The organism is Xanthomonas albilineans (assembly GCF_009931595.1).
Lineage (GTDB): Bacteria > Pseudomonadota > Gammaproteobacteria > Xanthomonadales > Xanthomonadaceae > Xanthomonas_A > Xanthomonas_A albilineans.
This window is the reverse complement of the sequence record NZ_CP046570.1, coordinates 2,368,821-2,382,270: the sequence shown is the minus strand read 5'-3', so window position 1 is coordinate 2,382,270 and position 13,450 is coordinate 2,368,821. Positions and strand designations below refer to the sequence as shown.

Here is a 13,450-nt window from a genome sequence, read left to right as displayed (position 1 = left end):
GCCCGGAGAAACGCCGCCGCCTGAGGCGGCGGCGGTGGATGCCGCAGAGAACCAAGGAATGGTCTATGCGAGTGGCGTGTACGCTGGTTTCAGTTGCCCAATTCCAGTATCACGCGCACCAGGCCCGATGTGTCAGGATGCGGCATCTTCTGGAAACCGAGCGATTCGGTCAGTTGCAACATCGGCACATTGTGTTCGAGGACCTCACCGTAGAGTCGGTCCAGATATTTGCGTCGCGCCCACTTGACCAGCTTGCGCATCAGTTGCCGGCCCAGGCCCTGGCCGGCGACGAAGTTGCTGAGCAAAATCGCGCATTGGGCCTCACGGGTGCCCGGCGTGATCGTGGCGCGGGCGACGGCGCCGACCACCGCTTCGCCGGGCGGCAGTGGCTCGGCGGCCACCAGGATCAGTTCCGCCTTCGGGTTGGGATGGGTGAGCCGTTGCGCCATTTCTTCGTTCAATTCCTGTGCCGAATGCAGAAAGCGCGTGCGGATTTCGCTCGGCCCGAGCAAGCCGAAGGCACCTTGCAACGGTGCGCTATCTTCAGGCCGGATCGGCCGTATCAGCAGCTCGCGTCCGCTGGGTAGGGTGAAGGTTTCATGCCAAGGAGGCATGCGGTTGCGGGTCGCCATGGCCGTCTTGTCCTCGATCAGGCTCGCGATTCTCGCATTATCACCAGGCCGTCGTCTGTGAATGCATGCTGTCTTGCTTGCGTTGCCGCTGGTAGTGGGAGTGCGGTGTAGTGGCCGCCGAGACGCGCCGTTTCGCGCAGGCCGTTGCGTGGGTTTATGGTGTCGTAGTGCGATAGCGGTGCGCAGTCGAGGGGGAGGGGTCCTCGCGCGGCGCATGCCCCGCTGTGTGCTCGGTCCGACGATGTGCCGTGCGGCTCAGGCTTCGCGCTTGAGCCACTCCAGGCGGGTCTTGGCGCCGGTTTCGCCCAGATGCGTTTGCAGGATCGGCAGCGTTTCGGCCAGCGTCTGTTCGAACTGCCAGGGTGGGTTGAGCAATAGCATGCCGCTGCCGTTGAGTCGTAGCGGCGAATCGTCGGGGCGGACCTGCAATTCGGCAAGCAGCATCGACGGCACCGGCAGTGCTGTCGCCTTGCGCAAGAATGGTTGCAAGCTGCGCCGTTGCTTGATCGGATACCACACGGCGCAGATCGCCTGCGGCCAGCGCGTCAGCGTTTCGCGCAATGCGGCGACGATCAGCGGGTATTCCGCAGCCTGGGCTTCGTAGGGTGGGTCGATCAGCACCAAGCCGCGTCTGATCCTGGCGTTGCCGGATTTTGGTGGCAGGAATGCCTTGATCGCCGCGTAGCCGTCACCGGCATGCACCTGCACGCGGCGGTCGTGGGCGAATAGTGTTTTCAGTTCGGCGGCTTCCTCGGTTTGCAGTTCGCATGCGGCGAGCCGGTCCTGCGCACGCAGCGCCTGCGCCACCAGCAGCGGCGAGCCTGGGTAGCTGAGCAACGTGCCGACGGGGTTGTCTGCTTGCACCGCGCGCAGGTAGCGTTCCACTCCCTCCGGAAGAGTGGGGTGGCACATCAAGCGCAGCACGCCGGCGGCGGCCTCGCCGGTCTTGCGTGCCTCGTTGGCGGCGAACTGGTAACGGCCACGGCCGGCGTGGGTGTCGAGTACGAAGAAGGCGCTGTCCTTGCGCTTGAGCGCATCGAGCAATGCCAGCAGCACGGTATGTTTGAGGACGTCGGCATGGTTGCCGGCGTGGTAAGCGTGACGATAGTTCATCGACGCAGTGTACGGGCCGACACCGCGCACGGCCATGGAGCCCGTCGCGGTGTCGGCTGAGGCTGTGCATGTCACACCGTCCATGGCGTGTAAGTGGCAAACGCTGCGGCGACCATGGGATCGCCGCGGCGCATTCGGTCAGTAGGCGACCGCCGCCTGGTGCACGTCCTTGGCCACCACCGACCAGGCCAATCTGCCGAAACCATGTTTGCCCCAATCGGTTCCCCAGCTGTTCTCGATCAACAAGCCGTCTTTGTCGTAACCAAGAGCGATGACTTCGTGGCCGTCCAAAATCTTACTATGGTTGTCGTAATCGATATCGTGGTCCTGGTTCAGCGAGTCGAAGCCAGCACGGACATTGAAGCCGATCACGACCGGGGTGCCATTGGCGATCGCCAGCTTGATCTGCTCGATGAGCGCCTGGCTATCGACAGGGCTGTTATCGCCCCAGTTGTTGTAGATCATTTGGTAATGGAAGGGCTGCTTGTAATTGCGTGCATTGGCGCGCTCATGCTTGGTCGGCTTTGTCCTCCAGTCGTAGTCCCCTTGGAAGTAATCCGCCTTGGTATCGATGCCTTGCTTTAAAGCGACATCCAGCGGCGCTTCCATCGTGGAGCCGTTATCCTGTCCGTCGTTGACTTGGGTATACAGGTACATCGGCGCGAACAGATTGACCGATTGCTTGGTGAAATTGGCATACCAGCCTGCCAGCGTGCGTGCGGTGGCAAAGGAGGCACAGGCACCAAGCTGCTTCTGGTCGCTGGGTTTGATTGCCCATTGGGTCAGGTCGGCGTTTTCGGGAGGCTTTGCATCGGTCACTTTATCGACTTCAAAGAGCTTTACCAGCGGTTGTGTCAGGGGGGAGGGTTTCAGGCCCATGCCATGCGGTTGTGCATGTGCGACCGAGAATGCGGACAGTGCGAGCAGTCCGATCAACGAGGCCATCGGGCGAGTATGGTACATGGCGAGGTTCCTTGAGTAGGTGGCTCATGCTGACATGCGACTGCCGTGATGCGGTCAGGGAATGTCGAACGCATTCGCGCACTTTGCGATGGGGAAACTACAGTTAACGCATTTATTCATGGTCCGCAGATTCATGGTACGCAATGCACTCGGAATCCGTGGCGATGAACCCGCGTTATGCCATCAAAACGCAAGCACTTGATGTGTTTCTGTCACAGATCGGTCAATGCAGGGTAGTCGGTAGATTGGCGGTGGGTAGGGAACACGCCAGTGGCAGAGGATGTCTTGTTGCACTGCAAGCGCTACAACATCCGCTTGCAGCGGCGACAGCGGCGCGGACATGCGTATAACGTGTCAACGGGCTGGTCTGTGCACCGCCGTTCGAGCCGCCGCGCAACGGTCGCCGACCTGCTGTGCCGGAGCTGCCACCGGAGGTGGCCAGACAGTGCCACGCTGGGCGGGGTAAAATCGTCCGCTTGCCCATTGCTTCGAGCGCTCCATGGTCTGCCGCACCCGCTTCGCCCCCAGTCCAACCGGTTACCTGCATATCGGCGGAGCCCGCACCGCGTTGTACTGCTGGTTGGAAGCGCGCCACCGTGGCGGGCAATTCGTGCTGCGCATCGAGGACACCGACCGCGAGCGCAGTACGCAGGCGGCGATCGACGCGATCCTGGAAGCGATGGACTGGCTGGGCCTAGACTACGACGCAGGTCCGGTCTACCAGACGCAGCGCCTGGAGCGCTATCGCGAAGTCGCCGCGCAGTTGTTGGCCCAGGACAAGGCCTATTATGCCTACGAGACTCGCGAGGAACTGGACGCGATGCGCGAAGCGGCGATGGCCCGGCAGGAGAAGCCGCGTTACAACGGTGTCGCGCGCGAGCAGCGCCTGCCGTATCGCGACGATCCGAACCGGGTGATCCGCTTCAAGAACCCGACCGAAGGCGTGGTGGCGTTCGAGGATCTGATCAAGGGGCGCATCGAGATCGCCAACAGCGAACTGGACGACATGGTGATTTTGCGTCCCGACGGCTACCCGACCTACAACTTCGCGGTGGTGGTCGACGATTGGGACATGGGCATCACCGAAGTGATCCGCGGCGATGACCACATCAATAACACCCCGCGCCAGATCAATATCTACCAGGCGCTGGGTGCGCCGGTGCCGAAGTTCGCGCACATGCCGATGATCCTGGACGAGCAGGGCGCCAAGCTGTCCAAGCGCACCGGCGCCGCCGACGTGATGCAGTACAAGGATGCCGGTTACCTGCCGCATGCGCTGATCAATTATCTGGCGCGGTTGGGCTGGTCGCATGGCGATCAGGAACTGTTCGGGCGCCAGGAATTGATCGAGTTGTTCGACGTCAAGGACGTCAACTCCAAGGCGGCGCGTTTGGACATGGCCAAGCTCGGCTGGGTCAATCAGCATTACCTCAAGACCGATGCACCCGAATCGATCGCGCCGCATCTGCATTCCCAGCTCGTGGGCCTCGGCATCGACCCGGCCACCGGTCCGGCCGTGGTCGAGGTGGTGGTGGCGTTGCGCGAGCGCGTGCAGACGCTCAAAGACATGGCCGAGAAGGCGCTGGTCTGGTACCGGCCGCTGGACAGTTACGACGCCTCGGCAGTAGCCAAGCACCTCAAGCCAGGCGCCGAGCAGGCGCTGGGCAAGGCGCGTGCGTTGCTGGCCGCGTTGCCGCAGTGGAGCCTGGAGAGCGTCGCCGCCGCGTTGCACGACACCGCCGCCGCGCTGGAAATCGGCATGGGCAAGGTGGCGCAACCGCTACGGGTGGCCATCACCGGCACCCAGGTCAGCCCGGATATCTCCCAGACTGTCTACCTGGCCGGCCGCGACGAGGCATTGAAACGCATCGATGCCGCGCTCATCAAGATCCCAGTGGGAAGCTGATTCCCCGGAGACCGCTATGCCCAGTAAGAAGCACGCCTGCATCGATCCGCAGCACCATGTCCACGATCCGGCCGATTTCGTCACAGTGGCCGAACGAGTGAGTTGTGAGCGCGGTCTGCGTCTGACCCCGATTCGCGCCAACCTGCTGCGGTTGATTGTCGAGGCGGCGCGCCCGGTCAAAGCCTACGAGTTGCTGGAGTGGGTGCGCGAAGGCAGGAGCGTGGGCGCCAACGCGCCACCCACCGTGTACCGTGCGCTGGATTTCTTGATGGCCAACGGTTTCGTGCACAAGCTCGAATCGGTCAATGCCTTTGTCGCCTGTCACCATCCCAGCAGTGCCCTGCACTCGGTGCCGTTCCTGATCTGCGATCGCTGCCACAGCGCGGTCGAATTGGAAGACCGCGATGTGGTCGAACAACTGGAGCAGCGGGCCAAGGCGCTGGGTTTCCAGCCACAGGCACAGACCTTGGAAGTGCACGGCCTGTGCGCACGCTGCGCGAACGGTTAGGCGCCATCGTCGAGCGTCCGCGTACGCCCCGGATCAAACAGGCAATGAAGCATCGATAGTATGATGTCACGCTATTCTGTAGCGGTTTCCGCGTGGATGTTCATGGCAATGCCCACTCCGCTCAATCTACGTGCCTTGCTCGACCGTCTTGGCGCCACAGGTTCGTTGTTGTGCGCTGTGCATTGCGCGGTGCTGCCGCTGGCCTTGGCGTTGTTGCCGTCGTTGGGTCTGTCGATATGGCTGGGCGAAGGAGTGGAGCGGAGTATGGTGGTGTTCGTCACCTGTCTTGGCCTGTTCAGTCTGCTGCTCGGTTACCGTCGGCATCGCGCCTGGCAGGCGCTGGGATTGTTGATATTGGGCCTGTTGTCGGTTTGGGCCGGGATACTGGTGCCTGCGTTGCACCACGCCGCGGTGGTGCATGCGGCGATCATGACGTTCGGTGGCACTCTCGTCGGACTTGCCCATCTGCTCAATCTGCGCCTGAATCACAGCCATGTGCACGACGCCAGCTGCGCCCATTGAGCGCGCGTGTTAGGCTTGCCGATCTTGTCCGAGGATCGCCAACGCGTTGCCCTCGCCAAACCCTGCGACGCGTGCGGGGATTTTTTGTAAATACATTCAGGAGTCGATGAGCATGGGTAAGGGTGATCGCAAGACCGCCAAAGGCAAGCGCTACAACGCCAGCTACGGCAATGCGCGCTCGCATAGCGTGAGCAAGGTGGCTGTGGGCGCTGCTGCGCCGGTCGCGAAGAAGTCGGTGGTCAAGGCGCCGGCGGTGAAGAAGGCTGTGACCAAGAAGACGGTCGCCAAAGCCGGCTGAGTTCAGGTCACCGCTTGCAGTGGAAAACGCGGCGCTTGCGCCGCGTTTTCTTTGCGCAGTCTGCGAGGCTGCGGCGCGTTTCGTGCCATGCCGTGCCGCGTGCGCGGGATCAGCACATTCCGGTTGGGGGAGATTGCACGACACGGTGGCTGTGCAGCGCTCAGTGCGGGGGCGCGTCCTCGGCCTGGTCTCCGGCCAGATCAGCGACCAGGGACGTTTTTTCCTCTGTTGCAGGCGCGGGAGGCGGTGGCGGTGCCACGAGTAACAATTCGGCCAGTCCCCTGTAGATCGGCGTGCGGCAGACCAGCGCCGAGGCGCCGCGCGCGATCATGACTGTCGCCAGGATCGGCAGCAGCATGTTACTGCTGTCGGTCAGTTCCAGCGAGATGACCGCCGACGTCAGGGGGGCCTGGGTGACACCGGTCAGGTAGGCGCACATGCCCAGCAACACGAACGTGCGCGGATCCACCCCTGGCATCAGTACTGCCAGGTTGTGACCGAGCCCGGCGCCCACCGCCAGCGCCGGCGAGAACAGGCCGCCGGGAATGCCGGCGACGTAGGACACCAGATTCGCCAGGAGTTTCATCAGGCCGAATTCGTGGCCGACGCTGGCATGTCCTTGCACCAAACTGCGAGCCTGCTCATAGCCGGTCCCGAATGCCCCTGCGCCGAACACCAGGCCCAGCACGACCAGCGTCAGACCGCACAGCGCGGCCAGCAGCACCGGATGCTGGCGGCGCAACGCGCCCAGCCAATGCGGCTTGCCGCCGACGGTCGCCAGGACCATGCGTGCGAACCCGCCGCCGAGCAGGCCGGCGACCACGCCGCACAGCAGGATCGCCAGCCACGCCTCGCCAAGTGGCAGCCCCGCCGTGGCGACCTTGCCGAAATAGGTGTAGTTGCCGAGCAGACCCAGCGAGATCACGCCGCCAACGATCACGGCGGTGAGCAAGGTGCCAGAGAAGTGATGCTCGAAACGTCCGCTGAGTTCTTCGATGGCGAATACCACGCCGGCCAGCGGCGTGTTGAATGCGGCGGCGATGCCGGCGGCGCCGCCGGCGAGCAGGAAGTGGCTGGCATGGCGCGAGTCGCGGAAGCCGAACCAGCGTCCGAACACGTACATGAGGCTGGCGCCGACGTGGACGGTTGGACCTTCGCGGCCGATCGAGGCGCCGCCGAGCAGCGCCAGCGTGGTCAGCAGCAGCTTGCCGGCGGACACGCGCAGCGACAGGTTGGCTTGCCGGAACGCATGGTCGCTGCGTTCCAGCGCGGCGATGACCTGCGGAATGCCGCTGCCGCGGGTGGGCCGCAGTGCGCCGTTGGTCAGCCAGGCGAGCAGTGCAAAGATGCCAGGTGTGAGTAGCAAGGCCCACCAGCGCGAATGCGCGGTGATGCGTTGGAACAGGTGGAAGGCGGCGTCGCTGGCTTTGGCAAAGACGAGCGCGACCAAGGCCACCGCCACCGCCCCGCCCCATAGCACGATGCGTTGTTTCCAGCTTTCCTGCGAGAGCAGCGGCCGTAAGCGATGGCGCAGTCGGGGCGGTTGCGCGGGATCGGACGAGTGCATGCACGGATTGTCGCATGCACTGCGTTGCGACGGTTGTCTCTGGTGAGGCGATCAGCGCGCGTATGAGCGGTGTTGCGCGTCGCCGGCCATCTGGGGCTTGGGCGAGGCGTGATGCCGCGCGTGCGCAGGCTGTCGATCCCGGTAGACAGGATCGGCCCCGTGACACGGGTCGGTGTTGCCGTCGATGGCGGTGAGCCCCGCCGTGGCCCTTAGCCGAATAGCGCCGTGGTCGTGCCGCGATGCGTGTGGGTGTCAACGTTGGTGCGGCGCTCCAATTCCAGTAGTGCGGCCTTGGTGGGTAAGCCGCCGCCGAAGCCGGTGAGCGTGCCGTTGGCGCCGATCACGCGGTGGCAGGGCACCAGGATCGGGAGCGGGTTGCGGCCGTTTGCCGCGCCGACCGCGCGCACTGCACGCGGTTGTCCGAGGTGCTGCGCCAACTGCGCATAGCTCCAGGTCGTGCCGTATGGAATATCGAGCAGTGCCTCCCACACGCGGCGCTGGAAGGCGGTGCCGTGCGGTGCCAATGGCAGTTTGAAGCGAGTGCGTTCGCCAGCGAAATAGGCCTGCAATTGCGTGCGTGCTTCGCGTACTGGTGCCGGGTCGCGGATCCAGTCGGCGCGATCCGGCGCGTCGTAGCGATTTTCCGGGAACAGCAGATGGCGCATGCTCTCGTCGTGCCCGACGGCGACGGTGAGTTCGCCAATCGGCGTGGTAAAGCGGTCGTAGTACAGCGTGCAGCGGTTCATGCGACAGTTCCCACTGGAGGATCGCCGGCCAGTCTAGTACGTTCTGACCACAGGGACTGAGCGTTCTCGGACAGCCCTGCCGGCGGCCCTGCTGGTGTCGGCCCGCGTTGGTCGCCGCCAATTGGGATGCCTTGCGCATCGGTACCGACCGGGCAGCGGCGCTTCGGCTTTCCGGATCAGGTCTGCGCGGTGGAAAGACTGCCATCGAAGAGCGACGTGGCGACGCTGTCGCTGGCATCGCCCGGGGCCTGAACGGTGGCTGCGCCTGGGCACGGGGCGTCGCCGCCCATTCATGTTGTGGGCATTCGCGCGGCGCTAGGGTTCTCTGTATTCATCTCCGGAGTGCAGATATGTCCCCCGGCACCAAGCTCATAATGCGTTTGTATCTGCCGCCGGCGCTGTTAGCCTTGGGCGGTTTCCTGATCGCCGAAGTGCTGCTGCATTTCGCCACTGGCAAGCATGCGACTTGGCTGGCGCGCAGCGCCTCGCTGCTGAGCCTGGGGGCCCTGCTTGGCGCGACGGTGTGGGCGTTATGGGGCAGTTGGCGTGCTTGGCATCGGCAACGCTATGTCGTTGCTCCTATCCAGGCAGCGCCAGGAGAGGAGATGTCCTGAGCGGCGCGGCCTGCAGCAACGTAGACTGCGGGTCCCGTGATCGTTGCGTGCGAGCGTTGTCCATGCCGATATCCGTGCTGTCGCATCGTCTGTTTGCGCTGTTGCTTTGGCTTGTGGCGCTGCCCGTGTCCGCGCAAACCGTCCCGTCCAAGCCGCCGGCCCCGTCCAAGCACGCCGTCGCGGCTGTGCCCGCGCCGGGGCCGCTGTCCAAGCAGGATGCGCAAATGGCCCAGGCCGGCCTGCGCGCCGCGCAACTGGTCGATGCTGGCCGCAGCGGCGAATTATGGGATGGCGCCTCGGCACTCGCCAAAAAGGCGGTGACGCGCGAGGCGTTCGTGCGCAATGTGGATACCGCTCGTGCGCGGCTGGGCGCGTTGCTCGGGCGTGGTGTCGCCAGCGTGGCCCGGGTGCAGTACGCCGCAGGCTCGCAGGTGCCTCCGGGGACTTACGTCAATATCAGTTTTCCCAGCCGCTTCGCTAATGCGCCGCAACCGGTGCGCGAGTTGGTGTCGCTGCGTCTGGACGAGGACAAAACCTGGCGTCTGGCCGGCTACCATGTCGGGCAGCCCGATTGAGTCGCGAGCTGTTGCCCGTTCCCGCCGGAGGTTCCGATGATGAGTTTCGAAATCCGCATGCTCGCCTGGGCGATCCTGCTTGGGATCGCGCAATTGCTGCTTGCCGCTGCGTTCGTCACCGCGCAACGCGGCTTGAAGTGGAACGCTGGCCCACGCGACACCCCACAGCCGCCGCCAGCCGGCGTGGCCGGACGCCTGGAACGCGCCTTGCGCAATTTTCTGGAGACGTTTCCGTTCTTTGCCGCAGGTGTGCTGGCGGTGACGGCGCTGGGCAAGGGTAGTGCGCATACTGCGCTGGCGGCACAGTTGTATGTGTGGGCGAGGTTAGTTTATGTGCCGTTGTACGCGGTGGGTGTGCCGTATCTGCGCAGCCTGGCCTGGGTGGTATCGCTATGGTCGATTCTGCAACTGGTATGGGCGCTGTTCTGAGCGCATTTGGTCGCGATGACGCCGATCGCAACTGCCGTCGCGTGCCATCCCTGTCCAGCTAGCCTGTTTGCGCTGGATAGCAAATCGCCTTGACGCGCGTTTAGCGCGTTGCCGGGACCACTTCGATCATCCCCCGCGCGCTGTGCGTGGCCGGGCGAGGCGGTTCATGCAAGCGCGCGTTTCACCGCGCACTTGGTTCAGCGCGTCATCGTGTCCTTGCGCCGAGAGCGGCCACGGCTCGGTCCGTGGCGCAAATCGTTGCGGTTCTGGCGATGCCGGGGGCGAGCGGCGTGTGTTCAGACCTTGCCCAGCACCTGCACGTGCACGTCGCCAAGCTGCACTTTTTGACCTGCGCGCACCTTGCATGCCTTGCGCAGTTCGACCTCGCCGTCCACGCGCACCTGGCCTTCGCTGATCACGGCTTTGGCGGCGCCGCCGCTGTCGCACAGGCCGGTCAGTTTCAATAAGTGTTTGAGTTCAACGTAGTCGCTTTCTAATTGGAGATCGATGGTTTGCATGATTGGGGCTCGGAAATCGATACCTATTGTCGATCATTCGCGAGCCGAACGTGTAGGTTGTCGGTGTCACGGCGAGTGTGCCGCTGGCACGCCACGGTGCAGCATCGATGTCGTCGCGCCTGAACGGCTGCCTTCATCTGCTTTCGACATGTGAGCTGTCAAAGCGCACAATGGACTCCTTTGCGCTTGCCGGTTCTCTGCGGCGCCTCCGGAGTCTCCCATGTCCCAAGATATCCCCGCGCCGCTGCTGTTCGCAGATCTCGGCCTCTGTTCTGCTGTGATGAAGGCGGTCGCCGAGATCGGTTACGAGTCGCCCTCGCCGATCCAGGCGGCCACCATCCCGGCCCTGCTGACCGGGCGCGACCTGCTCGGCCAGGCCCAGACGGGCACCGGCAAAACCGCTGCATTCGCGCTGCCGATCCTGTCGCGGCTGGACTTCGCCCAGCGCAAGCCGCAGGCACTGGTGCTGGCGCCCACGCGGGAACTGGCAATCCAGGTCGCCGAGGCGTTTCACCGCTACGCTGCTGCCATTCCCGGCTTCCAGGTATTGCCGGTGTACGGCGGCCAGCCCTATGTGCAGCAGTTGTCGGCGCTCAAGCGTGGCGTGCATGTGGTGGTGGGGACCCCGGGACGGGTCATCGACCATCTCGACCGCGGCACCCTGGACCTGTCCGAGTTGAAGACGCTGGTCCTCGACGAGGCTGACGAAATGCTGCGCATGGGCTTCATCGACGACGTCGAAGCGGTGTTGAAGAAGCTGCCGCAATCGCGTCAGGTAGCGCTGTTCTCGGCGACCATGCCGGCGGCGATCAAGCGGATCGCGCAGACGTATCTCAACGATCCGGCCGAAGTCATCATTGCCTCCAAGACCACCACCTCTGCGAACATTCGCCAGCGCTACTGGGCGGTGAGCGGGTTGCACAAGCTCGATGCGCTGACCCGGATTCTGGAGGTGGAGCCGTTCGACGCGATGATCATCTTCGCGCGCACCAAGGCCGGTACTGACGAACTGGCGCAAAAGCTGCAGGCACGCGGTCTGGCGGCGGCGGCGATCAACGGCGACATCCAGCAGGCGCAGCGCGAGCGGGTGATCCAGCAACTCAAGGATGGCAAGCTCGACATCCTGGTCGCCACCGACGTGGCCGCGCGTGGCCTGGATGTGGAGCGCATCAGCCATGTGTTGAACTACGATATCCCTTACGACACCGAAAGCTACGTGCACCGCATCGGCCGCACCGGCCGCGCCGGGCGCAGCGGCGAGGCGATCCTGTTCGTCAGCCCGCGCGAGCGCGGCATGTTGCGTGCGATCGAGCGCGCCACCCGCCAGCCGATCGAAGAGATGCAATTGCCGAGCGTGGACGCGGTCAACGATCAGCGTGTGAGCCGCTTCATGGAGCGGATCAGCGAGACCATCGCGGCCGGTGGCATCGACAGCTACCGCGAATTGCTGCAGCGCTTCGAGGCCGAGAAGAACATCCCGATGGTGGAGGTGGCCGCCGCGCTGGCACGCCTGCTGCAGGGCGACACGCCGCTGTTGCTGGCCCCGGACCGTCCGCGCGCGGCGCCGCAGGGCGAGCGTTTCGAACGACCTGGCGGCGAGCGTCGCGAGCGCGGTGAGCGTCCGGAACGTGCAAAGTTCGAGCAGAAATTCGAACGCGAGGCCCGGCCATCCCGTCGCGACGAGGGCGAACGTGCGCCGCGTCCTGCCCCGGCCCAGGGCGGCGATTTCGATTACCACCGCGATGTCGGCAGTTTCGAGGCGCCGCGCCGCGACAAAGCGCCGAAAGCGCCGCGTGGCGCACCGGATGTGGGTATGGAGACCTACCGCATCGAAGTCGGTCACCAGCATGGGGTGAAGCCAGCCAACATCGTCGGTGCCATCGCCAACGAGGCCGGACTGGAAAGCAAGTACATCGGTCGCATCGATATCCACGACGATCACTCGATCCTGGACCTGCCGGTGGAGATGCCGCGCGAGCTGTTGGCGCACCTGAAGAAGGTGTGGGTCTCTGGCCAGCAACTGCAGATGCGCAAGCTCGACGACGCTACGTCCGGCGGTGCGCCGTTCAAGCCGAAGTTCGCGCGTGGCGGCAAGCCCGGTGGCAAGCCCAACGCCGCCGCCGCGCGTCCACCGGGGCGCTTCGGCGACCGTCCTGGCGAGCGTCCGCCGCGCAAGGGGCCGCCCAAGCGTTGATGCGCCGGGGGCGCCGCTCAGTGCACTCCCCTGCGCGACAGGGAGTGCAGGCCATCCGGCGCTTTCATCGCCGCTGCGCGTGATCGCCCGCCGTGCCTCGTCCCGAGTTCACCGTTCCCAGCCCCGGCACCATGTCCACTCGTCTCAATAAACACATCGCCGAGAGCGGATTTTGCTCGCGCCGCGAGGCCGATCGGCTGATCGCTGCACGCCGCGTCACCGTCAATGATCTGCCTGGTGGGGTCGGTTCGGTGGTGGGCGAGGGCGATGAGGTCAAGGTCGATGGTCAGCCGCTGCGCGCACGCGCCAAGCACAAAGGCGGCCGCCATCACGTCTATATCGCGTTGAACAAACCGGTCGGCGTGACCTGCACCACAGAGCGCGAGGTCAAGGGCAACATCGTTGATTTCGTCGGCCACGAACAGCGCATTTTCCCGATCGGGCGCCTGGACAAGGACTCGGAGGGGCTGATCCTGATGACCAGTAACGGCGACATCGTCAACGAAATCCTGCGCGCGGAGAACCGCCACCAGAAGGAATACCTAGTCGCGGTGAACAAGCCGGTCACCGATGAGTTCCTGCGTGGCATTGCCCGCGGCGTGCGCGTGCACGACCAGATGACCCTGCCGTGCCGCACTGCGCGGATCGCCAAGTTCGGCTTCCGTATCGTGCTGGAGCAGGGGTTGAACCGGCAGATCCGTTTGATGGCGGCGGCGTTCGATTACCGCGTCACCCAGTTGCGTCGCGTGCGCATCGACAACATCAAGCTCGGCGCACTCAAGCCGGGGCAGTGGCGCAATCTCACCGAACAGGAACTACGCGGGCTCCTGCCGCAGCGCCAGCAGTGGTAGCGGGCCGGCCGGCG

15 protein-coding genes are annotated in these 13,450 nt (G+C 64.5%); 9 read left to right on the top strand and 6 right to left on the bottom strand.

The genetic code is table 11. The features are described from left to right. Positions 1-89: 89 nt before the first annotated feature. The 3 genes from XaFJ1_RS09990 to XaFJ1_RS09980 all read right to left on the bottom strand — a co-directional run bounded on the left by XaFJ1_RS09990 (position 90) and on the right by XaFJ1_RS09980 (position 2,690). Positions 90-632 (bottom strand): GNAT family N-acetyltransferase, encoded by a 543-nt coding sequence (locus tag XaFJ1_RS09990; protein WP_012916549.1) that lies wholly within the window; start codon positions 630-632, stop codon positions 90-92. A 255-nt stretch (positions 633-887) separates the two neighbouring features. Further along, positions 888-1,745 (bottom strand): 23S rRNA (adenine(2030)-N(6))-methyltransferase RlmJ, encoded by an 858-nt coding sequence (locus XaFJ1_RS09985; RefSeq protein WP_012916548.1) that lies wholly within the window; start codon positions 1,743-1,745, stop codon positions 888-890. A gap of 138 nt (positions 1,746-1,883) precedes the next feature. Further along, on the bottom strand, positions 1,884-2,690 hold the full coding sequence (locus XaFJ1_RS09980; protein WP_425509554.1) for a C1 family peptidase: 807 nt from the start codon (positions 2,688-2,690) through the stop codon (positions 1,884-1,886). 517 nt (positions 2,691-3,207) lie between these two features. Here XaFJ1_RS09980 and gltX point away from each other — a divergent pair. The 4 genes from gltX (at position 3,208) to XaFJ1_RS09960 (ending at position 5,942) form a co-directional block, all read left to right on the top strand. Then, entirely contained in the window at positions 3,208-4,614 is a 1,407-nt protein-coding gene (gene gltX / locus XaFJ1_RS09975; protein ID WP_012916546.1) for a glutamate--tRNA ligase, read from the top strand. A 16-nt stretch (positions 4,615-4,630) separates the two neighbouring features. Then, entirely contained in the window at positions 4,631-5,122 is a 492-nt protein-coding gene (locus tag XaFJ1_RS09970) for a transcriptional repressor (protein ID WP_012916545.1), read from the top strand. Positions 5,123-5,230: 108 nt separating this feature from the next. After that, positions 5,231-5,644: a MerC domain-containing protein gene (locus XaFJ1_RS09965; protein ID WP_012916544.1), complete on the top strand. Its 414-nt coding sequence runs from the start codon at positions 5,231-5,233 to the stop codon at positions 5,642-5,644. A gap of 112 nt (positions 5,645-5,756) precedes the next feature. Then, positions 5,757-5,942: a 30S ribosomal protein THX gene (locus XaFJ1_RS09960; protein ID WP_012916543.1), complete on the top strand. Its 186-nt coding sequence runs from the start codon at positions 5,757-5,759 to the stop codon at positions 5,940-5,942. A 160-nt stretch (positions 5,943-6,102) separates the two neighbouring features. Here the strand turns inward: XaFJ1_RS09960 and XaFJ1_RS09955 are convergent, their stop codons facing one another. Then, entirely contained in the window at positions 6,103-7,509 is a 1,407-nt protein-coding gene (locus XaFJ1_RS09955) for a chloride channel protein (RefSeq protein ID WP_012916542.1), read from the bottom strand. A 209-nt stretch (positions 7,510-7,718) separates the two neighbouring features. Beyond that, positions 7,719-8,255: a methylated-DNA--[protein]-cysteine S-methyltransferase gene (locus tag XaFJ1_RS09950; protein ID WP_012916541.1), complete on the bottom strand. Its 537-nt coding sequence runs from the start codon at positions 8,253-8,255 to the stop codon at positions 7,719-7,721. A gap of 350 nt (positions 8,256-8,605) precedes the next feature. Here XaFJ1_RS09950 and XaFJ1_RS09945 point away from each other — a divergent pair, with 350 nt between their 5' ends. From XaFJ1_RS09945 to XaFJ1_RS09935, 3 genes are all read left to right on the top strand, one after another. After that, positions 8,606-8,869: a hypothetical protein gene (locus tag XaFJ1_RS09945; RefSeq protein ID WP_012916540.1), complete on the top strand. Its 264-nt coding sequence runs from the start codon at positions 8,606-8,608 to the stop codon at positions 8,867-8,869. 74 nt (positions 8,870-8,943) lie between these two features. Next, complete coding sequence (locus XaFJ1_RS09940) at positions 8,944-9,444, top strand: DUF4019 domain-containing protein (RefSeq protein WP_425477008.1); 501 nt, start codon at positions 8,944-8,946, stop codon at positions 9,442-9,444. Between the two features lie 39 nt (positions 9,445-9,483). Continuing rightward, entirely contained in the window at positions 9,484-9,873 is a 390-nt protein-coding gene (locus tag XaFJ1_RS09935) for an MAPEG family protein (RefSeq protein ID WP_045757332.1), read from the top strand. A 296-nt stretch (positions 9,874-10,169) separates the two neighbouring features. Here XaFJ1_RS09935 and XaFJ1_RS09930 read toward each other — a convergent pair whose 3' ends face one another. Then, on the bottom strand, positions 10,170-10,391 hold the full coding sequence (locus tag XaFJ1_RS09930) for an RNA-binding S4 domain-containing protein (RefSeq protein ID WP_012916537.1): 222 nt from the start codon (positions 10,389-10,391) through the stop codon (positions 10,170-10,172). A gap of 220 nt (positions 10,392-10,611) precedes the next feature. Here XaFJ1_RS09930 and XaFJ1_RS09925 point away from each other — a divergent pair, with 220 nt between their 5' ends. Next, positions 10,612-12,585 carry a DEAD/DEAH box helicase gene (locus XaFJ1_RS09925; protein ID WP_012916536.1) on the top strand — a complete coding sequence of 658 codons (1,974 nt, stop codon included), beginning with the start codon at positions 10,612-10,614 and terminating at the stop codon, positions 12,583-12,585. A gap of 131 nt (positions 12,586-12,716) precedes the next feature. Then, on the top strand, positions 12,717-13,436 hold the full coding sequence (locus tag XaFJ1_RS09920) for a pseudouridine synthase (protein ID WP_045756927.1): 720 nt from the start codon (positions 12,717-12,719) through the stop codon (positions 13,434-13,436). Positions 13,437-13,450: the final 14 nt, after the last annotated feature.